The 24,668-nt window shown below is 74.8% G+C and carries 22 protein-coding genes; 6 read left to right on the top strand and 16 right to left on the bottom strand.

Going from position 1 to position 24,668, the window contains the following annotated elements; genetic code table 11:
• Window positions 1–142: 142 nt before the first annotated feature.
• Window positions 143–1,609, bottom strand: coding sequence for an MFS transporter (locus FGW37_RS30255; protein WP_179083974.1), 1,467 nt, complete (start codon window positions 1,607–1,609; stop codon window positions 143–145).
• 82 nt (window positions 1,610–1,691) lie between these two features.
• Here FGW37_RS30255 and FGW37_RS30260 point away from each other — a divergent pair, with 82 nt between their 5' ends.
• Complete coding sequence (locus tag FGW37_RS30260) at window positions 1,692–1,997, top strand: ArsR/SmtB family transcription factor (RefSeq protein WP_229899435.1); 306 nt, start codon at window positions 1,692–1,694, stop codon at window positions 1,995–1,997.
• Window positions 1,998–2,064: 67 nt separating this feature from the next.
• Here FGW37_RS30260 and FGW37_RS30265 read toward each other — a convergent pair whose 3' ends face one another.
• Genes FGW37_RS30265 through FGW37_RS30285 form a run of 5 tightly spaced genes read right to left on the bottom strand, consistent with a single transcriptional unit; the run spans window position 2,065 to window position 7,364 of the window.
• Window positions 2,065–2,808, bottom strand: a complete 744-nt coding sequence (locus FGW37_RS30265) for a class I SAM-dependent methyltransferase (protein ID WP_179083975.1) — start codon at window positions 2,806–2,808, stop codon at window positions 2,065–2,067.
• Window positions 2,805–5,159, bottom strand: coding sequence for a xanthine dehydrogenase subunit D (pucD, locus tag FGW37_RS30270; RefSeq protein ID WP_179083976.1), 2,355 nt, complete (start codon window positions 5,157–5,159; stop codon window positions 2,805–2,807). Before pucD ends, FGW37_RS30265 begins: the two co-directional genes overlap by 4 nt.
• Window positions 5,156–5,638: a (2Fe-2S)-binding protein gene (locus tag FGW37_RS30275; RefSeq protein WP_179083977.1), complete on the bottom strand. Its 483-nt coding sequence runs from the start codon at window positions 5,636–5,638 to the stop codon at window positions 5,156–5,158. Before FGW37_RS30275 ends, pucD begins: the two co-directional genes overlap by 4 nt.
• Window positions 5,629–6,522 (bottom strand): FAD binding domain-containing protein, encoded by an 894-nt coding sequence (locus FGW37_RS30280; protein WP_179084999.1) that lies wholly within the window; start codon window positions 6,520–6,522, stop codon window positions 5,629–5,631. The genes FGW37_RS30275 and FGW37_RS30280 overlap by 10 nt, the downstream gene beginning before the upstream one ends.
• Before the next feature lie 20 nt (window positions 6,523–6,542).
• Window positions 6,543–7,364, bottom strand: coding sequence for a class I SAM-dependent methyltransferase (locus tag FGW37_RS30285; protein ID WP_179083978.1), 822 nt, complete (start codon window positions 7,362–7,364; stop codon window positions 6,543–6,545).
• A 176-nt stretch (window positions 7,365–7,540) separates the two neighbouring features.
• Here FGW37_RS30285 and FGW37_RS30290 point away from each other — a divergent pair, with 176 nt between their 5' ends.
• Window positions 7,541–8,281 (top strand): oxygen-binding di-iron domain-containing protein, encoded by a 741-nt coding sequence (locus FGW37_RS30290; RefSeq protein ID WP_246430645.1) that lies wholly within the window; start codon window positions 7,541–7,543, stop codon window positions 8,279–8,281.
• Window positions 8,282–8,296: 15 nt separating this feature from the next.
• Here FGW37_RS30290 and FGW37_RS30295 read toward each other — a convergent pair whose 3' ends face one another.
• Window positions 8,297–9,817: an alpha/beta hydrolase gene (locus FGW37_RS30295; RefSeq protein ID WP_179083979.1), complete on the bottom strand. Its 1,521-nt coding sequence runs from the start codon at window positions 9,815–9,817 to the stop codon at window positions 8,297–8,299.
• Between the two features lie 170 nt (window positions 9,818–9,987).
• On the opposite strand from FGW37_RS30295, the gene FGW37_RS30300 reads away from it, so the two are divergent.
• Window positions 9,988–10,359, top strand: a complete 372-nt coding sequence (locus FGW37_RS30300) for a peptidase inhibitor family I36 protein (protein ID WP_246430646.1) — start codon at window positions 9,988–9,990, stop codon at window positions 10,357–10,359.
• 66 nt (window positions 10,360–10,425) lie between these two features.
• On the opposite strand, the gene FGW37_RS30305 is transcribed toward FGW37_RS30300, so the two are convergent.
• Window positions 10,426–13,281 (bottom strand): helix-turn-helix transcriptional regulator, encoded by a 2,856-nt coding sequence (locus FGW37_RS30305; protein ID WP_179083981.1) that lies wholly within the window; start codon window positions 13,279–13,281, stop codon window positions 10,426–10,428.
• A 65-nt stretch (window positions 13,282–13,346) separates the two neighbouring features.
• A complete protein-coding gene (locus FGW37_RS30310) occupies window positions 13,347–14,021 on the bottom strand; it encodes a TetR/AcrR family transcriptional regulator (RefSeq protein ID WP_179083982.1) in 675 nt (224 codons plus the stop codon).
• A 70-nt stretch (window positions 14,022–14,091) separates the two neighbouring features.
• Between FGW37_RS30310 and FGW37_RS30315 the strand changes: the two genes are divergently transcribed.
• The gene (locus FGW37_RS30315) at window positions 14,092–15,567 is read left to right on the top strand and encodes an MFS transporter (protein ID WP_179083983.1); all 1,476 of its coding nucleotides are present in this window, start codon (window positions 14,092–14,094) and stop codon (window positions 15,565–15,567) included.
• Window positions 15,568–15,680: 113 nt separating this feature from the next.
• Window positions 15,681–16,283: an NAD(P)H-dependent oxidoreductase gene (locus FGW37_RS30320; RefSeq protein WP_179083984.1), complete on the top strand. Its 603-nt coding sequence runs from the start codon at window positions 15,681–15,683 to the stop codon at window positions 16,281–16,283.
• Window positions 16,284–16,382: 99 nt separating this feature from the next.
• Here FGW37_RS30320 and FGW37_RS30325 read toward each other — a convergent pair whose 3' ends face one another.
• From FGW37_RS30325 to FGW37_RS30355, 7 genes are all read right to left on the bottom strand, one after another.
• Window positions 16,383–17,123: a class I SAM-dependent methyltransferase gene (locus FGW37_RS30325; protein ID WP_179083985.1), complete on the bottom strand. Its 741-nt coding sequence runs from the start codon at window positions 17,121–17,123 to the stop codon at window positions 16,383–16,385.
• A complete protein-coding gene (locus FGW37_RS30330; RefSeq protein WP_179083986.1) occupies window positions 17,120–18,361 on the bottom strand; it encodes a flavodoxin family protein in 1,242 nt (413 codons plus the stop codon). The genes FGW37_RS30325 and FGW37_RS30330 overlap by 4 nt, the downstream gene beginning before the upstream one ends.
• Complete coding sequence (gene ribD / locus FGW37_RS30335) at window positions 18,358–19,446, bottom strand: bifunctional diaminohydroxyphosphoribosylaminopyrimidine deaminase/5-amino-6-(5-phosphoribosylamino)uracil reductase RibD (protein ID WP_179085001.1); 1,089 nt, start codon at window positions 19,444–19,446, stop codon at window positions 18,358–18,360. Before ribD ends, FGW37_RS30330 begins: the two co-directional genes overlap by 4 nt.
• A 38-nt stretch (window positions 19,447–19,484) precedes the next feature.
• Entirely contained in the window at window positions 19,485–20,477 is a 993-nt protein-coding gene (locus tag FGW37_RS30340; protein WP_179083987.1) for a formylglycine-generating enzyme family protein, read from the bottom strand.
• Window positions 20,474–21,229, bottom strand: coding sequence for an SAM-dependent methyltransferase (locus FGW37_RS30345; RefSeq protein ID WP_179083988.1), 756 nt, complete (start codon window positions 21,227–21,229; stop codon window positions 20,474–20,476). The genes FGW37_RS30340 and FGW37_RS30345 overlap by 4 nt, the downstream gene beginning before the upstream one ends.
• 128 nt (window positions 21,230–21,357) lie before the next feature.
• Window positions 21,358–23,070 carry a WD40 repeat domain-containing protein gene (locus tag FGW37_RS30350; RefSeq protein WP_179083989.1) on the bottom strand — a complete coding sequence of 571 codons (1,713 nt, stop codon included), beginning with the start codon at window positions 23,068–23,070 and terminating at the stop codon, window positions 21,358–21,360.
• A complete protein-coding gene (locus FGW37_RS30355; protein ID WP_246430647.1) occupies window positions 23,067–23,672 on the bottom strand; it encodes a GTP cyclohydrolase II in 606 nt (201 codons plus the stop codon). The genes FGW37_RS30350 and FGW37_RS30355 overlap by 4 nt, the downstream gene beginning before the upstream one ends.
• Before the next feature lie 567 nt (window positions 23,673–24,239).
• On the opposite strand from FGW37_RS30355, the gene FGW37_RS30360 reads away from it, so the two are divergent.
• On the top strand, window positions 24,240–24,629 hold the full coding sequence (locus tag FGW37_RS30360; protein ID WP_179083991.1) for a DUF6233 domain-containing protein: 390 nt from the start codon (window positions 24,240–24,242) through the stop codon (window positions 24,627–24,629).
• Window positions 24,630–24,668 lie beyond the last annotated feature (39 nt).

The following is a 24,668-nucleotide window of genomic DNA, read 5'->3' on the forward strand; positions in this document are numbered from 1 at the left end:
GAGATGCACAACCGGCGCGTCGTTCGCCCCGGGTCACTCCAGCATCACGGCCGGGGCGCTCCCGCACAGCACGGACCGGCCCGGTACAGCGACCGAAGCTTTTCCGCGCCGCGTACCGAACCGGGTCCCCGCCGGGGAGGAATCAGGCCGTTCGCTCCGATTCCTGCAGCGGTGCGGCGGCCGCGGGCGGCTCCTCCCCGGCCTCGCCGTCGCCGGCGAACTTGCGGACGGCGGTGCGCAGTCCGGCGGCGATGCCGAGGAACGCGCACACCGCGGCGATGACGTAGATGATGCCGAGCCCGCGGCTGTCGTTCCAGTCGTGCGAGGAGCCGTACGCGGTGATGGCCGTGCCGAGGCCGGTCATCACGGCCACGGACAGGGTCTCGCACAGCTGCAGGCTGGAGCTCGCCGAGCCCTCCTTGCCCTTGGGGGCCAGCGACAGGACGATCGTGGTGACGGCGGGGTAGACGAAGCCCATGCCGAGACCGGCGACGGCCCAGCCGACGATCGCGAGCGGGACGCTCTTGAGGTCGGTGCCGACCGCCAGGGCGATCAGCGCGTCACCGGCCACGAGGAGGACGAAGCCGAGGACGACGCGGGCGTGCCGGCCCTTGCCGCCGCTGCGGGTGTCCAGCTTGGCCTGGAGCCAGGCGCCGCTGACCCAGGTGAGGGCGCCCGCGGACAGTGCGAGGCCGGAGCCGAGCGTGCTGAGGCCGAGGACGCGGGTCATGCTGAGCGGGAAGAAGGACTCGCCTCCGTAGTAGGCGGCGCTGACCAGACCGCGCACGATCATGCCGGCGGGCATGCCGCGGCGGATGGTGAGCGTGCCCGCCGGGAGCAGCTTGTGCAGCACGGGCAGGGTGATCGCGACGCCGACCACGACCAGCGGCACCAGCACGGCGATGTTGCGGTTCTCCAGGCCGGCCAGCAGCGCGCCGACGCCGAGCACCAGCAGCACCGTCATCGGCAGCCGGTTCTCGCCCGGCGTGCCGTCGCCGGTGGGCTTGAGCTTGCGCATCGCCGGCAGGGTGAGCAGCGCGGCGACGGGCACCAGCGGCACGAGGATGAGGAAGACCACCCGCCAGTTGCTCGCACTGGCGATCGCACCCGCGATGGCCGGGCCGAGCAGGGCGGGCAGCGTCCACGCCGAGGCCACCAGCGCGAGCATCCGGGCGCGCAGCGCGTCGGGGTAGGCGAGGCCGACGATCAGGTAGGCCAGGGCCAGCACGCCGCCGACGCCCAGGCCCTGGAGGATGCGGCCCGCCAGCAGGACCCACCAGTTGGTGGCGATCGCGGCGACCACGCAGCCGATGACGAAGACGATGAAGGCCTGCACGTACGGGCGGGTGGGCCCGGCCTTGTCGGCGCCCTGTCCGGCGGCGATGGTGCCGAAGAGGTTGGCGAGCATGAAGGCGGTGAAGGCCCAGCCGAAGAGGTGGACCCCGTCCAGGTCCTCGGCGGCCTCGGGCAGGACGGTCGCGACACCCAGCCAGAGGAAGGCCACCAGGGTGACGGACGTGATGAGCCCTAAGGACAGCGCGCGGTATTGCGGCGAGAGGACGCCGCCCTCGGCGGGGTCGGCGGCGGGCGCCTCGGTCTTGTCGGTCATCGGACCTCCGAACCAGCGGTACATAGGCAATTTACTATTTAGGAGATCCACTATATAGGCGCTGTTTGATAGCCTGTCAAACGTGAGAGACACTGCGGAGGACAAGACGGACGTCGCCATGCTCCGGGCGCTCGGACACCCCGTGCGGCTCGGCATCATGCGCGCGCTGGCGGCCGAACCCGAGACGTGCGCCTGTGACTTCACCGAGCTCTTCGAGGTCACCCAGCCGACCATCAGCCAGCACCTGAAGGTGCTGCGCGAGGCCGGCCTCGTGGTCACCCGCCGCCGCGGCACCCAGATCTGCTACTCGGTCCGCCCCGACGGGCTCGACCGGCTCCACGAGCTCCTGACGGCCATTCAGCCGCCCCGGCTGGCCGCCGCCGGCTGACCCGCCCGCCCCGCCCCGGTGCCCGTCGCGGCCACCGGGGCGGGCACCGGAGCGGGGCGGCGCGCCCTCAGCGGACCGCCTCGAACATGACGATGGGCGGATTGGCCAGGAACCCCTCCCAGTACGCGGCCCCGAAGCGCTCGAGCGCCGCCTGCGGTACGTGCAGCGGCACCCACGACACCTTCGCGAACCCCGCCGCCGCGAACGCCGCCTCGTACACCTCCGGCCGGATCAGGCACGTCTCGAAGGTGATCGGCGGCTCCAGCGCCGCGGTCACCCGGATCCGGGTACCGAAGGCCGAGGTCTCCAGGGGGGCGAAGGCGAAGCCGTACGGGTCGGGCAGCGGCCCCTCGAAGGAGAAGTGCGGGTTCTGCGTCACCCCGATGAACCGCCCGCCCTGCGGCAGCCGTTCGAACGCGCCGCGGCACATGGCGGTAAGCGTCTCCTCCTCCCGCGCGTAGTTGAGGAGGTAGGCCGCGGTCACCACGTCGAAGCGGCCGAGGCCCGGCAGGTCCGCGGCGTCCGCGGCCACGTAGCGGGTGCCCAGCGGCGCCCGCTCCTCGACCGCCCGCGCGGCCGCGACCATCTCCTCCGAGACGTCCGCGCCCACCACCCGCTGCGCGCCCAGCATCTTCGCCTGGCGGGTGTAGAAGCCGTCGCCGCACGCCAGGTCGAGGACGTCCAGCCCGCTCACGTCGCCGAGCAGGGCCAGGAAGCTCGCGCGCTCCGGGTGGACCGTGGGCAGCGACCGGGCGTCCTCCCAGCGGGCTCCGATCACGTCGTACTGCGCAGCGGTGGGCTCTTGGGTCATGAGGGGTCTCCTCCGGTGGGCGGGGCCCCGGCCGTGACCGGCTCGGGGAGGGCGGTGCGCGCGGCCGTCAGCCCCGCCACGTCCTCGGGGCGCAGCGGGATGCGCGGCAGGGCCAGGCCGGTGGCGTCCCGCACGGCCGCCGCCACGGCGGCGGGGCTGGAGATGTTCGGCGGCTCGCCCACGCCGCGCACGCCGTAGGGGGCGTGCGGGTCGGCCAGTTCGAGCACGTCCACGTGCATAGCCGGCACGTCGTGGACGGTCGGGATGAGGTAGTCGGTGAACGAGGGGTTCTGCATCAGACCGTCCTCGACCCGGATCTCCTCCATCAGCGCGAGCCCCAGGCCCTGCACCGTGCCGCCGTGGATCTGGCCCAGCAGGGCCTGCGGGTTGACGGCCTTGCCGACGTCCTGCGCGGTGGCGATCTCGACCGTCCGGACGAGGCCGAGCTCGACGTCCACGTCCACCACCGCCCGGTGGGCGGCGAAGGCGAACTGGAAGACCGAGTCGCCCTGTCCCGTGTGCGGGTCCAGGGGGAACGTCGGCCGGTGGTGCCACTCCACGGTCTCCTCGGCGGCCTCGTCGCCCAGCACGTCGGCCAGCTTGCACAGCACCTCCCCGCCGGCGCCGGTCACCGCTTCGCCGGACAGGCCCGTGGCGGCGCCCGGCCGGCCCAGCAGCCGGTCCGCACGCTCCAGGACGCGGGCCCGCACCGCCTCGGCCGCCGCCTTGACCGCGCCGCCGGTGACGTACGTCTGACGGGAGGACGACGAGGGGCCGGCCGAGCCGAAGGTGCTGTCCCCGAACTCCACCGCCACCTGCTCGACGCCGAGTTCGGTACGGGCGATCTGGGCCTGCACGGTCACCACGCCCTGACCGACCTCGGCCGCCGCGCTGGTGACCACCGCCCGCACCTGCCCGCCGCCGGCCTCCAGCCGGACCCGGGCCGTGGAGTAGTCGTCGAAGCCCTCCACGAAGCCGACGTTCTTGAAGCCGACGGCGTAGCCCACGCCGCGCACGACCGACTCGCCCCGCGAGGTGGTGCCGGTCAGGTGGCCGCCCTCCGGCAGCGACGGGCCGGGCATCGGCCGCTCCCGCACCCGGCGCAGGAGCCCGGCGACCGGCGCCGGGTGGTCCAGGACCTGGCCGTTGGCCACCGCCGACCCCTCGGCGACCGCATTGCGGATCCGCAGCTCCACCGGGTCCATGCCCAGTTCACGGGCGAGCCGGTCCATCTGCGACTCGTAGCCGAAGCAGGCCTGCACGGCGCCGAAGCCCCGCATCGCTCCGCACGGCGGGTTGTTGGTGTAGACGACGCGCACGTCCACCTCGGCGTCCGGCACCTCGTACGGGCCCAGGGAGCAGGTGGCGACGGTGCCGGCCACGGCGGGGGAGCTGGAGGAGTAGGCGCCGCCGTCGAGGACGATCGACGCCTTGACGTAGACGAGCCTGCCGTCGCGCGTGGCACCGTGCTCGTAGGCCATCTTCGCCGGGTGGCGGTGCACGTGGCCGACGAAGGACTCGCCGCGCGTGTAGCACATCTTCACCGGGCGGCCGGTGCGCAGCGCCAGCAGGCAGGCGTGCGCGTGCATCGACAGGTCCTCGCGCGCGCCGAACGCCCCGCCCACGCCCGCCAGGTACAGCCGCACCTTCTCGCGCGGCAGGCCCAGGGCCGCGACGACCTGGTCGTGGTCGACGTGCAGCCACTGCGTGGCGACGTGCAAGGACACCCCGCCGTCCGGGTCGGGCACGGCCAGGCCGGACTCGGGCCCCAGGAACGCCTGGTCCTGCATGCCGACCTCGTAGACGCCGCGCACCACCACGTCGGCGGTGAGCGGCTCGCCGCCCGCGGCACGGCCGCGGCGCAGGGGGACGTGCCGCAGGAGGTTGCCGCCCGGGTGCACGGCGGGGGAGTCCGGGGCGAGGGCCGCCTCGGCGTCGGTGACCGGCGGCAGCACCTCGTAGGCGACGTGCACCAGCTCCGCGGCGCGGCGGGCCGTCTCCGGGTCCTCGGCCGCCACGACGGCGACCGGCTCGCCCTCGTAGCGCACGGTGTCCACGGCGAGCACCGGCTGGTCGACGACCATCGAGCCGTGCAGGTTGCGGCCGGGCACGTCGCGGTGGGTCAGCACCGCGCGGACGCCGGGCAGGGCCAGCGCGGCGGAGGTGTCGACGGACAGGATCCGGGCGTGCGGGTGGGGGCTGCGCAGCGTCGTGCCCCACAGCATGCCCTCCGCCTCCAGGTCGGAGGAGTACGCGAAGGCGCCCCGGACCTTCAGCGGCCCGTCGGGGCGCGGCGCGCTGTCGCCGACCGTTCCGGGAACGCGGCGGGTGTGCGGGGCGTACGGGGTCACGGGCGGGGCTCCAGGGCTCGCGTGCGGGCGGCGGCCAGGCGGACGGCTTCGAGGATGTGCCGGTAGCCGGTGCAGCGGCACAGGTTCCCCGCGAGGGCGTCCTTGATCTCGGCCTCGCCGGGGTCGGGGCAGCGGCGCAGCAGGTCCTCGGTGGCCTTGAGCATGCCGGGCGTGCAGAAGCCGCACTGCACGGCGCCGCAGGCGAGGAAGGCCTCCTGCACCGGGTGCGGCCCGTCCTCGCCGTCCATGCCCTCGACCGTCTCCACGCTCCGGCCGTGAGCCTGGGGCGCGGGCACCAGGCACGCGCACACCAGCACCCCGTCCAGGTGGACCGAGCACGAGCCGCACTGGCCCTGCTCGCAGGCGTTCTTCGCGCCGTGCAGGCCGAGGCGCTGCCGCAGGACGTACAGCAGGCTCTCCGTCCCGGCCACGCCCTCGACGTCGTGCCGCTCGCCGTTCACCGTCAAGGTCAGGCGCATGACTTCCTCTCCGTCCGCCGGTGCGCGCGGTGGTCGTCCCACACCCAGCCAAGGGCCCGGCGCGCCAGCACGGCCACCGCGTGCCGGCGGTAGGCGGACGAGCCGCGTACGTCGTCGGCCGGTGCGGTCGCCGCCGCGGCCAGCTCGCCGAAGCGCGTGAGCACGGTGTCCGGGAGCGGCCCCCGCGTCCGCCACAACCGCCGTTCGGTGAGCTCGTCGGCGATGAACCGCTCGGCTTCCAGGGCCGGCAGGGGTACCGGCGCCGCCGAGCCGATGCCGGTGCCCACCCATGCGCGGGAGGGCCACAGCGCCACGGCGAACGAGCAGGTCGCCATCACCACGGCGCCGCGCCGCCCGGCCTTGGCGTAGGCCTGCGGGCCCTCCGCCTCGGGCACCATCACCGCGCGGATCAGCTCGTCCGGCCTGCGGACCGTGCGGCCGGGGCCGGTGTAGAAGTCCCGCACCGGCACCCGGCGGGCGCCGCGCACGGACACCAGCTCCACCTCCGCCCCGCTCGCCAGCAGCATGGGGTGGACGTCGCCGGTGGGGGAGGCGGTGCCGAGGGCGCCGCCCACGGTGCCGCGGTTGCGGATCTGCCGGGAGCCCACGGTACGGGCCGCCGCCGCGAGTCCGGGCAGCGGTGCGGCCAGTTCCTCGGCGATCCGGGTGTACGGCACCGCAGCGCCCAGCCGGACCTCGCCGGCCGGCCGCTCCCAGCGGGCCAGCGAGCCTATGCGGGTGAGGTCGACGGCGGCCGCAGGGCGCTCGCGGCCCGTGCTCAGCCGCACCATCACGTCGGTGCCGCCCGCCACGGGGACCGTGCCCGCGCGGGCGGCCATGGCCTCCAGCACGTCGTCCAGGCGCTCGGGCAGCAGGAAATCCATGGGACCGGGGGTCTGCGGGCTCACCCGCGGCTGTCCCCGGGGGTGCGGGCCCCGCCGGCGCCCGCGGCGCCCTTGACGCAGCGGAAGAGCACCCACGGCGGGTTGGCCGTGAAGTCGTCCCAGTACTCCGGCCCGAACTCCAGGACGCCGTCGGTGGACAACCGGACCGGGCTCCACGTGCAGTCACGGAACCCGGCGGCCGTGAAGGCCTCCTCGTACACCCGCCCCGACGGCAGGTAGGCGCTGAAGCTGACCGGGGGCTGCGTGTGCGCCGTGACCCGGATCCGGCCGTCGTGCGCCGGGTCCGCCTCCCGCTCGAAGGAGAAGCCGTACTTCTGCGGCAGCGGCCGGCCGAAGTCGTAGTCCGGGTGCGCGACGAGGGCCCGCAGCTCGCCGCCCTCGCGCAGGTTGCGCGCGCACGCCCGAGCCATGAGCCCCATCGTCTCCGGGGAGTCGGCGTAGTTGAACAGGTACGCCGCCAGCAGCACGTCGAAGTCGCCCAGCCGCGGCAGCTCGGTGCCGTCGCCGACCGCGTACTCCACGCCCAGCGGCTCGCGCTCCTCCGCGGCCCGGCCGACCTCGACCATCTTGGGGGAGATGTCCACGCCCAGCACGCGCCGCGCGCCGAGCCGGCGGGCGTGCCGGCTGTAGACGCCGGTGCCGCAGGCGAGGTCCAGGACGCTCCTGCCCCGCACGTCGGCCAGCAGGCCCAGCACGCTGGGCCGTTCCACGAACCGGGTCAGCGGGAGCAGCTTGGAGAGCTCGTAGTCCCCGCCGATCCGGTCGTACTGCAGATCGTCGTGGGTGGGGTGCGCTGCGCGGCCGTCGGCGGCGTCGGTCATGGGGCGCGTCTCCTTCATCCGGACGTTCAGGACTCCACGATTCCGTTCGCCGTGCGGCAGGTGGATCACGGAGGGCCCCGTAACACGACCCGGAGCATTTGGGTGCCGGTACCGAGACAACAGCCCCGGCCGCGCCAGACTGGCGCCGTACCCGCGAAGCCGGGGGGAGAGAGGCGATGCCCATGGAGACCCGGGTCACGGAGATCGCGCCGGACATCTACCGGCTCTCGACGTACGTCGAAGAGGCGGACTTCCTGTTCAACCAGTTCCTCGTCGACGCCGAGGAGCCGCTGCTGTTCCACTGCGGGCTGCGGTCGCTCTTCCCGCTCGTCACGCGGGCCGTGGCCCGGGTGACGCCGGTGGAGAACCTCCGCTGGATCACCTTCGGGCACGTCGAGGCCGACGAGTGCGGCTCGCTCAACTCCTGGCTCGCCGCCGCGCCGCAGGCCCGCGCGGCGCACGGGGCCATGGGCTGCCTGGTGTCCGTGAACGACCTGGCCGACCGCCCGCCGGTGCCGCTGAGCGACGGCGAGGTGATCGACCTCGGCGGGAAGCGGGTCCGGCGGCTGGAGACCCCGCACGTGCCGCACGGCTGGGACGCCGGGCTGCTCTTCGAGGAGACCACGCGGACCCTGTTCTGCGGCGACCTCTTCACCCGCATCGGCGATGCACCCGCCCTCACGGAACAGGAGATCGTCGGACCGGCCGTCGCCGCCGAGGACGTCTTCGGGGCGACCTGCCTGACGGCCGCCACCGCCCCGGCGATGCGCCGCCTCGCCGGGCTGGAGCCGGTGACGCTGGGCCTGATGCACGGCCCCTCCTACAACGGCGACTGCCCGCAGGCGCTGCGGGACCTGGCCGGGGCCTACGACGAGCGGTTCACCGCCTCGGTGGAGCGCGAGGGCGGCCTGCGCTGAGGCCCGGCGGTCACGTCATCGGTCCGTACGCCGCGCGGGGCAGGAGAGGTCGGTGCGCGGCAGCGTGCCCCAGGTCAGCCAGGCCGTCGCCGCGCCGCCGGCGCACGGGTCGGACGTGAACCCGTAGACGCCGTGCCCTCCCTGCGCGGCGTCCACCATGACCGCGCGCCGGCCCAGAGCCTTCCGCACGGCCCGCGCCCTCGCATACGGCGTGGCGGGGTCGCGGCGGTTCTGCAGCATGAGGATGTTGCGCGGGCCCCGGTCGCCGATGCGCACGGGAGGCTCCTCGGGTCGGTACGGCCAGAAGGCGCACGGCCAGATGTTCCCGGTCATCGCCCCGGCGACGGGATAGCGCCACGCGTCGTGCTGCTGCGCCCGCCGGTAGGTGTCCACCGAGCGCGGCCACGGGGTGTCCTGGCACAGGGCGGCCAGCATGGCCGGCAGGACCAGCTGCTGGGTCCGCGGCTCCAGGGGGACGGCCGCCTGCAGCGGTACCAGGGCCTTCTCCGCCCCGGCCGCGTCGGGCGCACCGGGCGCGCGGGCCAGGTAGCGCCACACGTCCGCCAGTTGCGGGAAGGAGGCGTCCGAGAACAGGGCCTGCAGGGTGATCTGGCGCAGGACGTTGTCGTCCACGGTGTAGTGGCCGACGTCCTTCGGACGGGCGGCGGTCTCCGCGAGCAGCCGGGCGTACGTCTCGGACACCTGGTCGGCTGTTGCGCCCAGGTGGTAGGCGGCGTCCCGTTCGGCCACGTACGCGGTGAGGTCGGGGAAGCGCTGCTGGCTTCCCGGCCCGAACGCCCGCAGGGCCTTCCACCAGCCCGCCCGGGCGTCGGGCGCGCTGTCCAGGACCATCCGGTCGGTGCGGCCGGGGAAGGCGGTGGCGTACACGGCGCCGAGGTGGGCGCCGTAGGACACGCCGTAGTACGAGATGCGCTCCTCGCCGAGCGCGCGCCGGATGCGGTCCATGTCCCGGGCGGTATTGGCCGTGTACATGGTCGGCAGCAGGGCCCCGGCGTGCCGGGCGCACGACTGCGCGATGCTGCGGTGCAGCTCGGCGGTGGCGGCGAACGGCCGGTGGGGGAGGGGCATGGACACGGGCGCGTGCCGCAGCTGCGCGGCGCTCAGCCTGCAGGAGACCGGGGTGCTGGTGAACAGGCCGCGCGTGTCGAAGCCGATGAGGTCGTAACCGGCCCGTACGGACGCGGGCACGTGCGCCGCGAACCACAGCGGCATGGGCGTCCCCGGGCCGCCGGGGCCGCCCGGATTGAGCAGCAGCACCCCGCGCCGGGGGCCGGGCCCGGTGGCCGCGAGCCGGGAGACGCCGATCGTGATGCTGCGGCCGGCCGGTTTCGCGTGGTCCAGCGGCACCCGGACCGTGGCGCACCGCAGACCGCTGCGGGCGGGCGCCGCGACCTTCGCCGGGCACGGCCCCCACCGGAGGCGGTGCGGGGCGGGCGCGGCCGGACGCCCGCCGGTCAGCAGCACCAGCACGACCGCCACTCCTGCGGCCCAGCGGCACGCCCGGCGACATCTCACGAGGGACCCTCTCCACTGGATCTGACGGAGGGTTATGTTCCGGTTGGTCGCTGCTTCAAACGGGCCGGGGGCGGGGTGCATCCGGTCGGCGGTACCTGGAACGGACGTGCGGACCTCACAGGGTCTCCCCGGCGCGGTCGATTCCCTCTAGCGTCAGGCGGATGAGGAATATGATGCGTACCCTGCTCACGCCGGTGGTGGCTGCGGCCGCCGTCGTGCTGCCCGTCTCCACGGCCCATGCGGCCGGCGGGTACGACCGGTGCCCCGACGGCTATTACTGCATGTTCTCGGGCCTCGACGGCACCGGCGACATGATCAAGCTCAGGGCGAGCGCGCCGGATCTCGCGGCGCTCGGCATGAACGACCGGGCCAAGTCGGACTGGAACCGGACCCCTTCGACCATCTACCTGTGGTCCGACGAGAACTACAGCGGCTGTACGGCCGTCACCTCCGCGGGCCCGACCGGCAAGGGCAACTTCTTCCCCACCTACCAGGACTTCTTCAGCTCGGTGCAGGTCGGCGGGCCGGGCGGCCAGAGCTGAGGCACACCGCCCGGCGAAGGACGCTGATCCGGGCGGGCGACGCCTCCACCGCGGTGCCGGGCGCCGTCACGCGCAGGACTCCGCCGCCTCGTGCCGGGGGTGCGGGCCGGAAGGTGACGGCGGCCGCTGATCGCCCGTCACCAGCCGCAGGGCGCGGCGGTCGGAGATCGACAGCTTCCGGTAGACCCGGCTCAGGTGCATCTCCACCGTGCGCCGGGTCACGTACAGCCGCCCGGCTATCTCCTTGTTCGTGAGCCCCTCCGCCGCGAGCAGCGCGGTCCGGCGTTCGGCGGGGGTGAGCGAGGCGGGGCCGATCTCGGTGTCGCGGCGGGGGCGCGCCCCGGCCTCGACCATGTCCTGGCGCAGCTCCTGCACCAGGACGTGCGCCGCGCACTTCTCGGCCAGCGCGGCCGCGGCCCGCAGGTGCTCGCGGGCCTGGCGCGCCTTGCGGGTGCGCATCAGCTCGCGCCCGAGGTCGCGCAGCGCCCGCGCCTCGTCCAGCGCCGCACCCGCCTCCCGCAGCAGCTGGACGGATTCGGTGAGCAGCACCGCCCGCTCCTCGCCGGGAGCCAGCAGCGCCGCCGCGCGCAGGGCGACACCCACCGCGTGGGGCGCGCCGAACGCCCGCGCGAGGACCAGCTCCTCACCGGCGAGCTGCCGGGCCGCCTCCTCGTCGCCCAGCCGGGCGTGTGCCAGGGCCGCCTCGGAACGCCAGGGCCACAGCGCCGGGTTGGTCCAGCCCCGGTGGAGCAGCAGCCGCCCGCACTCCTCCAGGTCCGCCAGCCCGGGACCGACCCGCCCCAGCGCGACCTGCAGCCGCCCGCGGTGGAACAGCAGGCCCGGCAGCGTGACCGCCGGGACCGCGCCCTCCAGGCCGGGCTCCAGCAGGACCCGCTGCGCCTGGTCCAGGTCCCCGGACTCGTAGAGGGCGCTGCCCAGCCAGCCGCGGGCCATGGCGGAGCCCAGCCACTCGTGCTCGGTGGGCTCCGGGCCCCGCTCCAGCACCTCGCGCGCCGCGTCCAGGCACTCCGTCAGCCGGCCCGCGCGGTAGGTGCATTCGGCGAGCACGGCCCGGGCGAGCGCCGCCACGGTGCGCGAACCCTCCGCGGTCGCCGCGCTCAGCAGGGCCGCGCAGTTCTCCAGGGCCTCCTCCTCGGCACCCGAGCGGGCCAGGACGAGGACGAGGCCCAGCCGCATCAGGGCGTGGTCGTTGACGGTGGCGGCCGGCTCGCTGAGCGCCAGGCGGGCCTGCTGGAGCGCCTCGGCCCGCTGCGTGCCGCTCCACTGGGCGCTCACGGCGGCCAGTGCGGCCTCGGCGCGGCGCACCCACGGGCTCCGGGCGACTTCGCTGAGCTGCGCGGGGGAGGACGTCGAGGGCGGCGCCTGGTGCAGCCCGCGGCCTTCGAGGAGCTCCAGCAGGCCGCGTACGGCGCGGAAGCCCGCCCGCAGCTCCTTCGGGGCGCCCGCGCGGTCGAGTTCGCACGCCTCCTGTTCCACGATCCGCAGCGCTTCCGGCACGTCGCCGGTCATGGCGGCGGCCTGGGCCAGGTCGAGCAGGGCCATGGCCCGGTGCCCGGTGTCGCCCTGGATCAGGTCGACCGTGCGGCGCAGCCGGGCGACCGCGGGCTCGGGTCCGTCGGCCAGCTCGATGTGGCCGAGCCGGCGCAGCAGCCCCGGCTCCTCCTGCGGCCCGCACTCGGCGAGACCGCGCTCCAGGCAGACCCGGGCCTCGGCGAGGGCGCCGCCCGCGAGGGCCGCGTCGGCCGCGTCCACGAGCAGCCGCAGCGCCCAGCGCTCGCCCACGGGGGCGCCGGGCAGCAGGTGCGCGGTGATGCGCTCGCGGGGGGCGCTGCCCGCGTAGAGGGCCTTGGCCGCCTCGGCGTGCAGGCGTGCCCGCTCGCTGGGCGGCATCCGGGCCCGGAAGGAGGCCGCGACCACGGGCTGGGCGAAGCCGATGCCGTCGTGGACTTCCGTCAGGATGCCCCGGCGCACCAGCCGGTAGAGGGCGTCGGCCGCCTCGTCGGCGCCGATGCCGACGAGATGGGAGACGAGCGGGCCGCTCGCCCCGGGCGCGACGATCGAGACGGCGTCGAGGACGGCGCCGACCTCGGGGGAGCAGCCGCCGAGCCGGGTCAGCAGGGTCTCGGCGACCTCCACCGGCGCCAGCCGCGCCACGCGGTCGGCGGAGAGGTCCCCGGGCATGAGGCCGGTGCGGCGCAGCTCGCGCAGCAGGGCCTGGAGCAGCAGCGGATTGCCGCCGGTGGCCGTGCGGCAGGCGCGTGTGAGGGCGTCGTCCGCGGGCTCGCCGAGGAAGGAGGCCAGCAGATAGCCGACGCTGTCGGCGTTGAGACCCTGCAGCACCACGCGGCGGTGGAAGAAGGAGGCGACGCCGGCCGCGGACTCGGAGCCCTGCCGGCCCGAGCCCTCGCCGGTCAGGTCGGGGCGGTCCGTGCCGAGGGTGGCCAGCAGGACGACGGGCAGGCCCTCCAGACGCGCCGTCAGGTAGCCGAGCCAGTGCAGCGACGGGGCGTCCGTCCACTGCAGGTCGTCGATCGCGACCAGCAGGGGGGCGCCGGCCGTGGCGGCCGTGATCAGCCGGTGCACCGCGGCGGCCTCGTCGGCCCCGTCCGCGCCGTCGGCCTCCCGCGGGCCGAAAAAAGGCCCTCCGGCGGCACCGGGCAGGCCGGTCAGCTGGTCGCGGATCTGGTGCAGGACGCCGTGGGCGCGGTCGCGCTCGCCGGGTCTGGCGCGCGCGGAGACCGTTCCGAAGCCTTTGCTGCGGGCGGTCCTCAGCGCGGCGCGCACCAGGTGCGACTTGCCGGCACCGATGCCGCCCTCCAGCAGCAGGCTGGCCCCCATGCCCGCCTCCGCGGCGGACAAGGCCCCGTCCAGGGCCGTCATTTCGCTGTCGCGGCTGAGCAACAGTCTCTCCCTCCCCTCGTACCTGCCGGGCCGTCACGGCGCCCGGCCTGCGCCGCCCCCGCGCGTCAGAAGCCGTCGAAGACCCCGTGGCTGTGGCGTCCGCGCCAGGCTTCGGTGGCGACGCCCTTGAGCACGACCTCGACCACGTCCTCCGCGAGCGTCGCGGTCACCGGCAGGTGCCCGAAGAGCACCCGGTAGTACGTGGTGGAGGCCAGCATGTCGAGCAGCAGGTCGATGTCGGCGTCGGGGCGCAGGTCCCCGCGCCGGATGCCGCGGCGCAGCGCCTCGGCCGTCGAGGCCCGGCGCGTGTGGAAGAAGCGCTCCAGGAACAGGCTCTCCAGCTCGGGGTGGTCGGCGAGGTCGGCCACGAGGGCGGGCAGGACGCGCCGCCCCAGTGTGGTGCCGAAGGCCTGGCTGAGCGTGCCGATGCCGGCGATCAGGTCGCAGTGGGTGCAGCCGGTGTCGGGGGTCGGGGTGGTGCCCACCGTGGTGACCAGCGCGTCCACGACGAGGTGCTGGCGGGACTGCCAGCGCCGGCGCAGGGCCGGCTTGCTCGTCCCCGCACGGGCGGCCACCGCTTCGAGCGTCAGGTTCCCGTAGCCCGACTCGTTGAGGATCTCCATCACCGCGGCGGGCACGGCTGCGTCGATGCGGCCGTCCCGTGGCCTTCCTGTGCGCTGCTGACCGCCTTCGCGCGTCTCCCGCGCTTCGGCCACCGCGCCGTTCGGGGTGTTCACCATGCGGCCAGTATAGGTAAGCTGCAATTGGTTCCGTCCCGGAACGTAACGAAACTTTGTGCTGGAGGTCGTCGTGTCGCAGGAGGTGAACCAGGCGGTGGAGGGGGCCGGCGGCCCGTCCGCACCGCCCGGTGCGGACGGCGCCCCGCCGTCGGTGACGGCGGGGGAGGGCCCGGCGGAGAGTGTCTTCTCAGGGGCGCGCCGTGCGCTGACCCTCGGCGTCGTCCTGTCCGTGAGCATGGTCGCGTTCGAATCCCTGGGCGTGGCCACGGTCCTGCCCGGCATCGCGGACGACCTGCACGGACTCGGCGCCTACGGCTGGGGTCTGTCGGCCCTGATGCTCGCCAACATCGTCGGCACGGTGGTCGCCGGACGCGCGGCCGACCGGAGCGGGCCCGCGCGCTCCATGGCCGCCGGGATGCTGGTCTTCGCCGTCGGCTGCGCGGTGGCGGGTGCGGCGGTCTCCTGGCCGCTGTTCCTGCTCGGCCGTGCGCTCCAGGGCCTCGGTGTCGGGGCTGTCATGAGCATGGCCTACACCGTGATCGGGCTCGCCTACCCCGAACACCTCAGGGCGCGCATGTTCGCCCTCCTCTCCTCCGCCTGGACCGTCCCCTCGCTCATCGGCCCCGTCATCGCCGGCACCCTCTCCGACCTCACCAGCTGGCGCGGCGTGTTCCTGCTCATGCTGCCGCTGATCGCCGTCGCCGCCGCCCTCACCCTCCCCGGGCTGCGCCGGCTCGACGGCCCCTCCGCCGCCCCGGCCGCCGCCCCCGCCGGACCCTGGTGGCAGAGCCCCCTCGCGGCGAGCGTCCTCCTCACCGCGGGCACCGCGCTCTTCCTCCAGGCGCTGCTCCTCAAGAACCTCGCCCTGCTGATCCCGCTCGCCCTCGCCGGCCCGGCCGTCGCCGTGCCCGCCCTGCGCCGGGTCACACCCGACGGAACCCTCGGCCTGCGGGCCGGAGTCGGCGCCGGCATCGGCATCCGCTTCCTGCTGTGCGGCGTCTACTTCGGCAGCGAGGCCTTCCTCCCGCTCGGCCTGCAGGAACTGCGCGGCGTGAACGCCTCCCTGGCCGGCCTCGGCCTGTCCGCCGGCGCCATCACCTGGGTCGCCGGCTCCGCCTGGCAGGCCCGCCGCGACGGCCGGGCGCAGGGCCGCACCGGCAGCGTCACCCTCGGCTTCGCCGTCCTGCTCGCCGGCCTCGCCGTCATGGCCGCCGCCGTCCTCACCGAGGCCGTGCCCCCGCTCGTCGCCGTCGCGGGCTGGGCCCTGGGCGGCGTCGGCATGGGCGTCGCCTTCAACGCCGCCACGACCGACACCCTCGAACAGGCCCCCGCCGCCCGGCAGGGCCTCGTCAGCGGCTCCCTTCAGCTCGCCCAGACCCTCGCCACCGCCCTGGTCTCCGGCATCGGCGGCGCCGCAGTCGCCATGGCCCACCAGCACGGCGCGACCACCCGGGCCGGGCTCGTGTTCACCTTCGCGCTCACCGCGGCGCTCGCCGTGGCAGGCGTCCTGCTCTCCAGGCGCCTGCGCCCCGCCCCGGCCGGCTGACCGGCCGGGCCCCGCACCCGCACCTTCGCACCTCCGGGGCCCTTCCCCCAGGGCCCCCGTCCCCAAGGCCTGCGCACCCCAAGGCCACCGAACGTCAAGGAAGGAGTCCGACCGTGGAGAACGTACTGCTGCTGGGGCTGAGCGCCCCGGCCGACGACGACCCCTACGGCGACCCGCTGCTGCGCGCGCTCTCGGCCCCCGGCGCCTCCGGCACCCGGCTCGTCGTCAGCACGGCGCCGTCCGTACTGGCCCGCGCGGGCAGCGAGATCATCGCGCCCTCGCACCCCGTCGCCGACGCCCTGCGCCAGATGGCCTCGCTCGCCGACGGCATCGTCATCACGACCCCCGAGACGGACGCCGCGCCGCCCACCTCGCTGCGCACGCTCCTCAACTGGCTGACGTGGCCCACCGAAGGCTCCCCGCTCGTCGGCAAGCCCGTCGCGGTCATCACCACCTCCACCGCCCCCGCGGCCGAGCCCGAACCGTACTGCGAAGTCGAGCGGATGCTCTTCTCCGCCGGCGCCACCATCATCGGCCCGCGCACCGTCGTCCCCCGCGTCGACCGGGCCCTGCGCGAGGAGCCCGACGGGCAGGTCGCCTTCGGCGACCCCGGCGCGGCCGTCCGGCTGCTGTTCCACGTCCACCGCACCGCCGCGGCCGCCCGGGAGACCTCCGGCCTGCCGCCCGCGGACGACTTCCGGCCGTGGCTGCTCTGACCGCGCACGAAGGACGGCCCCGGCGGCGGACGATCGCCGCCGGGGCCGTCAGAGGCCGCAAGGGCCGTGAAACCAGCCGTGCCGCAGGTCAGGCCGCCGTCAGCCGGCCGTGCAGCGCAGCATCACCAGCGGTGGGTTGGCGAGGAAGTCCTCCCAGAACTCCGCGCCGTACATGCTGATGCCGTCCTCGGGCACCTCCAGCGGCACCCACGTGACGTCGCGGAAGCCGGCCGCCCACAGCGCGCCCTCGCACACCTCGCGCCGCGGGTAGTTCGTCACGAACTCGACGGGGGAGTCGAGCAGCGCCGTGATCCGCACGCGCGGCCCCACCTCGCCCTCGCCCACCTGCTCGTAACGGAAGCCGTACTTCTCCGTGGGCGGCCCGTCGAAGCGGAACTCCGGTGCCTGGGTGAGGACGAAGAACTCCCCGCCCGGCCGCAGGCTGCGGTGGATGCCCCGGCACATCCACTCCATCGTGGCCGCGTCGTCGGCGTAGTTGAGGAGGTAGACGGCGGTCGCCACGTCGAAGCGCCGGTCGAACAGGGGCAGCTCGGCGCCGTCGCCCACCAGGTAGCGCACCCCCAGAGGGTTGCGCTTCTCGATGGACCAGGCGGCGGCCACCATCGTGTCGGAGACGTCGACGCCGAGGACCTCCGCGGCGCCGAGCCGCTTCGCCTGCCGGCTGTAGAAGCCCGTCCCGCACGCCAGGTCCAGGACCGACTTGCCGCTCAGGTCCCCGAGCATCCGCAGGAAGCTGTCCGACTCCGGGTAGCGGGCCATGGGCAGCGACTTGAAGCCCTCGTAGGCCTCGCCGATGTCGTCGTACTGCTGCACGGTCATGTGAGTTCCTTCTCCAGGGGGGTGTCGAGGACGCCGGCGTCGGGGGCGGGCCGGCGGCGCAGCCGGTCGCCGGCCAGGGCCGCGCGCCTGCCCTGGTGCCGGGCGGCCGCCAGCGCCTGGACGGTCGGCAGGACCCCCGCCGACCGGGCGTGCGACGTGCCGTACGGATTGCCACCGGCCTCGAACACCACGGGATCGGTGTAGCCCGGCGGCACCACGACCGCACCGCAGTGGTGCAGCACGTGGTGGAGGGAGAGGAGCGCCGACTCGCTGCCCGCGTGCGGCCGGGCGGTGGAGACGAACCCGCCGGCGGGCTTGCCCGCGAGCGGCCCCGGCCCGGCCGGGGGCTCCAGCGACTGCAGGAAGCCCAGCAGCGGCGCGGCGACGGCGCCCGCCCGTACCGGGGCGCCGAGGACCACCGAGTCCGCCCACGCCACGTCGGCCGGGTCGACGGCGGCCGCCGCCGGGGCGCCGCCCGCACGGCCGGGCAGTCCCGACTCCCGCCGCACGCCCGGCCCCGTCAGCCGGCGCAGCCGCACCTCGGCACCGAGCTCCCGGGCGCCGGCCGCGCACTCCTGCGCCAGCAGCCGGACCGTCTCGTCCTCGGCGCAGTGGACGACCGCCACCCGGCTGCGGACCGCGGCGTCCGGGGCGGGACGGCCGCCGGAGCGCGCCCGGGCGGCCACGCCGGCCAGGCGGCCGCCCAGCTCCCGGGCCGCGGCCCGGTCGTGCTCCGCGACACTGCCGTCGCGAAGGGCGGTGACCGCGAGCCCGTACGGATTTCCGCCCACGCCGCAACCGGCCGGACCGGCCGGACCGCCGCGGTGGGCCGGTCCGGCACCGACGGTCCAGGCCCCCCAGTGGTGGGCCGACTGATAGAGCGCCAGCAAGGTGGCCTCGCGGCCGCCGTGCAGGCAGGTCGAGGCCGTCATCCCCGTCACCACCCGGTCGTTCAGCAGACCGTCGCACCACAGCTTCGTCGTGCCGTCCAGGAACCGCTTGAACGGTGCGGAGACGTTGCCGAAGTACGTGGGAGAGGCCAGCACCAGGCCGTCGGCCCACAGCACGTCCTCCGGCCCGGCCTCCTCGTCCGGCCACGCGGGACCGGCCTCGTCGTCGGCGACGTGCAGCAGCCGCACCTGGGCGCCGTACGCCTGCGCCCCGGCGGCCGCGGCCTCGGCCAGCGACCGCATGGTGCCGCGCCGGCTGTGGTAGACGACCGCGACCCGCGGGGTCACGGCACCTCCTCCGGCTCCGGGCCGCCGGGGAGGGGGCGGGCGCGCAGCACCATCCGGACGTCGTCGCCGAGCCGGGCCACTTCGTCCAGCCGCAGGCGCAGCGCTTCGCTCAAGGTGCCCGCGCCGAACCCGTCGAGCACCGCGCGCCCCTCACCGCCGATCAGCACCGGGGCGACGTACGCCACGACGCGGTCGAGCAGGTCCTGCGCCGCGAACTCCGCGGCAAGCCGGGCGCCGCCCTCCAGCAGCACGGAGCGCAGCCCCCGCTCGTACAGCGCCTTCACCAGCGCCGTGAGGTCCAGCCGCCCGCCGGGCTCGGGGAGGGTCAGCACCGCGTGGCCGTGGGGGAGTACGGGCGGGGCCACCGACTCGCCGACGACCACGAGGGTGGGCGCGGCGTCGTCCAGGACGCGCGCGTCCGGCCGGATGCCGCCGGTGCGGTCCAGCACCACGCGCAGCGGCGGCTCGCCCTCCACACCGTGCCGCAGGCCCAGGTGCGGGTCGTCCGCCCGCAGCGTCCCCGAGCCGACGAGCACCGCGTCGTGCGTGGCCCGCAGCGTGTGCGCGTCGGCGCGGGCCTCGTGGCCGGTGATCCAGCGCGAGGTCCCGTCGGGCGCCGCCGAGCGGCCGTCCAGGCTCCCGCCGAACTTCCAGGTCACGCACGGCCGGCCGAGCCGGGTGGCGGTCAGCCACAGCTCGTTGGCCCGCTCCGCCTCCTCGCGCAGGACGCCGCCGACGACCTCGGCCCCGGCGGCGCGCAGCCGCTCGGCGCCGCCCGCGTGGCCGGGGACGGGATCCGGCACCGCGTACACCACGCGGGTGACCCCGGCCGCGAGCAGCGCGTCCGCGCACGGCCCCGTACGGCCCTGGTGCGCGCAGGGCTCCAGGGTGACCACGGCCGTCGCTCCCCGCGCCCGGTGCCCGGCCGCGGCCAGGGCCTCGACCTCGGCGTGCATGTGGCCGGCGCCGCGGTGGTAGCCCTCCGCCACGGTGGCGCCGTCCGCGTCCAACAGGACGCAGCCGACGACGGGGTTGGGGCTGGTGCGGCCCAGCGCGGTGACCGCGAGCGCGAGCGCGCGCCGCATCGCCGCCTGTTCGGCGGGCGTGGCGCCGCCCGGGGCCGTCACGGCGTCTCCGCGAGGCGGAAGCCCATGGCGTAGATCTCGCGCTTGTACCAGCCGTGCCGGCGCCGGACGCGGGTGAGGTCGCCGAAGCGGGTGAAGCTGCCGCCGCGGGCGATCCGGTAGTCGCCCTGGGCCACGGCGAGGTCGTCGGCGATCTCCTCCCCGCCGGGGTAGGCGGCGTAGTCGTCGGCCACGTACTCCTCGACGTTGCCCGCGAGGTCGTGCACGCCGAACGGCGAGCGGCCGCCGGGGAAGACACCGATCGGCGTGGTCGCCAGGGGGCCCTCCTCGACGGTGTTGGCGGCCCCGGGCCGGAAGTCGTCGCCCCAGGGGAAGTCGCGGCCGTCCCCGCCGGAGGCGGCGTACTCCCACTCGGCCTCGGTCGGCAGCCGGAAGGCGCGCCCGGTGCGGGCCGCGAGCCAGGCCGCGTAGGCGTCGGCGGCCTCGGGGGCCACGGTCCACACGGGGTGGTTGGCGAGCTGTTCGGGGTAGACGCCGAAGCGCCAGGCGGTCGGCAGCCCGGTGCCGCCGGTGTCCTCCAGGAACAGGCGGTACTCGGCGTTGGTGACGGGGTACAGGGCGATCCGGAAGGCCGCGAGGTCCGCCTCGTAGACGGGGGACTCCTTGGCGATCCACTCCTCCTCGACCCCGGCATGGCTCCAGCGGGCGGTGACCGCGCCCACCTCGCCCGGCTCCAGGCCGAGGCGGACCCGGGCGGCCGGCACATCGGCCATCGGGGGGTCCTCGGGACGGATCCGCGGATCGCCGACGAGGCCGAGGACGGTGCCGGCGGCGTGGCGGCGGGCGAACGGCTCGGCGGGCTCCTCCGCGATCGCGACGAGGGTGTCCGGCGCCGCGGTGAGCAGGTCGCGGTGGCCGGCCAGGAGGTACTGCGGGCCGCGCGAGACGAAGGCGTCGGGCAGGCCCATCGCGGCGCGGTCGGTCAGGGTGTTGGGGTTGGTGAGGACGACCGGCGGCGTGCTGCAGGTCATGACTGGTCTCCCGTGGACGGTCGGAAGGGGCTTCCGGCCGGCCGGAAGCGGTCTCCGGCGCGGCGGAACGTGCTCACCAGATAGGTGAGGTCCCCGACGGCGCGGGGCACTTGGCGCATCCCCACGAGGGCGAACCCGTGGCCGGCTGCCAGCGCGGTCAGCTCGTCCTCGGTGAACTCGCGGTAGAGGCGGCTGCCCTCGTTGGCGTAGAGGCCGCCCCTGCCGTCCGCCGCGTGGAAGACGGAGAGCGTGAGGAGGCCGCCGGGGCGCAGCAGTTCGCGGACGCGGCGCAGGTACGGGCCGTACGCGCCGGGGTGCTGGTGGTGGAAGCACCCGTTGTCCAGCACCGCGTCGTACTGCGCGGTGCCGGGCAGGTCTAGGGCGGCGGTGGCGAGGAAGCGGGCGCGGCCGGGGTGGCGGCGGGTGAGGGTCTCCCACTCGGGGGAGACGACGAGGTCGATGCCGGTGACCCGGTGTCCGGCGGCGAGCAGGAGCCCGGCGTCGCGGCCGCGGCCGGCGCCGATGTCGAGCACGTGGGCGGGGCCGGCGGCGCCGGTCCGGTGGCGAAGGGCGTCCATGAGCAGGCGCGGCGCCTGCCGCATCGCCTCCTCACCGGTCCAGACGTCGCGGCCGCGGGCGTAGTGGTCGCGGAAGTCGCTGTGCAGGACGGCGGCGTAGAGGGCCTCGTCGAGCGGTGCGGCTTCGGTGCGTTCGACCGTATACCGGTCGGCTATGGAGTGGCTTGCGCCCATCGGTGCACGGTCCTGTCGTGTTCTGGTGCTGGTGTTGCTGGTGCTGAAGCGGGTCCGGGCATGGGGCGGTCGCGGGGGAGGCGGGCGAGCAGTCCTCGCCTCCCCCGCGACCGGTGCGGGTGCCCGTGCTAGACGACGGGCGTGTAGTACACCTGGCCGTCGTAGGAGGACGCGGCGAAGGCCTTGCGCTCGGTGTCCCAGGTGAGGGACGAGATGCCCGCGGTGGTCGGGCGGACGACGGTGGTCCACTTACCGGCGGTGCGGTCGTAGAGCGCGATGCGGCCGTTGTAGGCACCGGAGGCGACCACGCGGCCGTCGCCGGAGGCGGCGACGCACTTGATGGAGTGGGTGTGCGGGGTGTCGAGCACCTCGGCGCGCTGCTGCGGGTCCCAGATGCGCAGCTTCAGGTCGCGGCTGACGCTGGCGAACCAGCCGTCGCCCAGGCCCGCGCAGCCGTTGGCGATCCGGTCGTGCGCGTCCTCGAGCGTGGCGACCTCGGTGAGGTCCGAGATGCGGTACCAGGTCGCGGAGGCGTCGGCGGCCACGGAGAAGATGAAGTCGCCGGAGACCGCGACGCCCTTGACGGCGTTGGTGTGCAGCGGCAGGTCCTTGACGTGCTCGGCCTCGCCGTCGCCGGTCAGGCGCAGCAGCAGGCCCTCGCCGGTGTAGGCGCCGACGACCGCGTAGGAGGCGCCGTCGCGCTCGAAGGCCGCGCCGCAGTTGAGCGGGGAGCGGTGCTGGTGGAGCTCACGGCCGGTCAGGGCGTCGAAGACCTTGCCGAGCTGGCCGCCGGAGAGCACCAGGCCGCCGAGCGGGGTGAGGAAGTTGCACAGGCTGCCGGTGCGGGCCACGACCTCGCCCTCGTGGTGTACGACGCCGGTGTCACCGCGGTGCACGATGCCCGCGTCGCCGATGGTCAGCGTGCCGGAGGCGGTGGGCAGCACGGCGTTGACGCCCTGGGTGGGCGGCACCTCGGCGACGTCCCAGGCCTTGCCCTCGTAGTCGTAGCCGCGGTAGCCGGCGCCGAAGGTCGCGAAGACCAGCCGGGAGCCGCCGGCGAAGGCGCAGGAGCGGGGCCAGACGTCGTCGGGCAGGGCGGTGGTGTCGCGCCGCTCGGGGATCCCCGAGGCGACGTCCCACAGCTGCATGGTGCGGTCGTAGCTGAGGCTGACCAGCAGATTGCGGGCGTCGTCCAGGACCAGGCGCTTGATGCCCGCCTCGTGGGCCGGCAGGACGGTGCGCTCGGTGGGGCCGACGACGATGATCTGCCCCTCGTCGTTGCCCGCGAAGATGGTGCCGCCGGAGGAGATGGCGATGGTGTCGGTCTCGATGCCGTCCATGTCGAGGTCGGCGATCAGCCCGCCGGTCTCCAGGGACCAGCGCTTGATGGTGCCGTCGTCGCTGGAGGAGATGAGCTCGTCGCTGTCGCGGGCCCACTCCACCGAGATGACGTCGGCGGTGTGGCCGGTGAAGCGGGCGACGAGCTTGCCCGTGAAGTCGTAGACCCGCACCCGGTGGTCGCGGGAGGCGGTGGCTATGAGCTCCTTGGACGGGTGGAAGACGGACATCTCCACGTCGTCCTCCTGGTCGGCGAGGACCGCGACCAGGCGCAGGTCCGGCACTGTCCACAGGCGGGCGGTGTAGTCGCTGGAGGAGGTCACCAGGTGGCGTCCGTCCGGCGAGAACGAGCACTGGTTGGCCAGGTGGTCGTGGAAGGAGCGGGCGATGGCCGTTCCGGTCCGCTGGTCCCAGCAGATGACCTGGTTGTCGTAGCCGGCGGTGGCGACGTAGGCGTCCTGCCACGCCGCGATGCCGCTGATGGGTCCCCGGTGCTGGATCACGCTGTTCCTTCCACGAGTTCGATCGAGTGGCCGCCGTACTCGGCCTTGGCGCGCAGGTAGTGGTCGTTGTTCTCGTTACGGAAGATTCCGGTACGGACCTGTTCGAGGACCTCGATCCCGTACGAGGCGAGCTGCGCGGCCTTGTCGGGGTTGTTGGTGTGCAGCCTGATCCGCGTCACCCCGAGGGCCTGCAGCATCTGGGCGGCCGAGCGGTAGTCCCGCAGGTCGTCCGAGAAGTTCAGCTCGCGGTTGGCGGCGAACGTGTCCAGGCCCTGGTCCTGCAGGCGGTAGGCGTCGAGCTTGTTGTACAGCCCGATGCCCCGGCCCTCTTGGCGCAGGTAGAGCAGGACGCCGCCGGAAGCGGCGAGCAGCTGCATCGACTCGGTCAGCTGAGGGCCGCAGTCGCACCGCGCGGAGCCGAAGACGTCACCGGTCAGGCACTCGGAGTGCAGCCGGACCAGCGGGACGTCCGCGATCGGTCCGAACTGCACCGCCACGTGCTCGAGCCCGTCGCCGAGCCCGGTGAACGTCACCATCTGGCCGGGCGTCCAGGCCCCGTCGGCCCGCTGCACGGGGATCTCGACGCGGGCTCTGATGCCCACGGGCCCCTCCGGCGGTTCCACCGACGCTCCGTGCAACGGGGTGTCCTCCCCATTGAGTGTTTTGGGCACTGCTTCCTCCCGTAGAACGAGCACGCCCCGAACCCCAGGGCGCAGTCACAGCATGGGTGCGGAGGGCAGCGCGGACAGCACGGTCCGTACCGGTACGGGTACCGAGATCATTTGGCAGCGGTACCGAACCATCCGGTCTGTTCGTTTGGAAGCCCGAAGCTTTTGGCGCGTCAGTTCTGCCGCGCGATCCGGACGCTTCGGGATCTTCGGTCAGGCTCCTGCGAGCGGAAACCGCTCGTCCGGTTCTGTCAGGGACGTCCTGGAGCCTAGGGGAGGTTCCGGTCCCGGACCGCCCTTTGCGATCAACGATCCGATGAGCCCGGTCGCGGACCGGTGGGCCACCGGCCGGCCGAGCCGCCCCCCGACGTCACTCCTTCGGGCTAATCTCACGGCTGCCGGGAACCGTCGCCGGGCACCGCGCGGGTACTCCGCGCACCGGTACTGCGACCTGCGCAACCACCCCCCGCCGAGCCCCCTGCGCTGCTACCGTCGCGCGGCATGGAGCAGCTCTTCAGCGACGACGAACTCGCCCTCATCACGGCGGCCGCGCAGGAGTCGGGGATGGACCCGCGCGACTGGGTCCGCGCCGTGGTCCTGCAAATCCTCACCGACGACGAGTACATGGAGGAGGACCCCGCCGCCTCCGGCGGCTCCACGGGGGACGGCCGCCCGCCGTACCGGGCCGACATGGAGCACGCCGTGTGGCCGGTCACCACGCACCGCGGATCCGGCAGGAACATGCACGAGGTGCATCACGCCGGATGCTGGGTACCGAAGGGGGGCGAGAGGACCATGTCCACCGCGCAGGCCCGTGAAGAGCTCCTCGCGCGCAACGCCCATCCCTGCGAGGCCTGCCAGCCGGAACGGTTCCTTACCCCGCTGGTCTAGCCGTCCGCCGCAAGCGCTGCCGACTCGCACGGCGGCCCG

The sequence above is a fragment of the Streptomyces rectiverticillatus genome, assembly GCF_013394065.1.
Lineage (GTDB): Bacteria > Actinomycetota > Actinomycetes > Streptomycetales > Streptomycetaceae > Streptomyces > Streptomyces rectiverticillatus.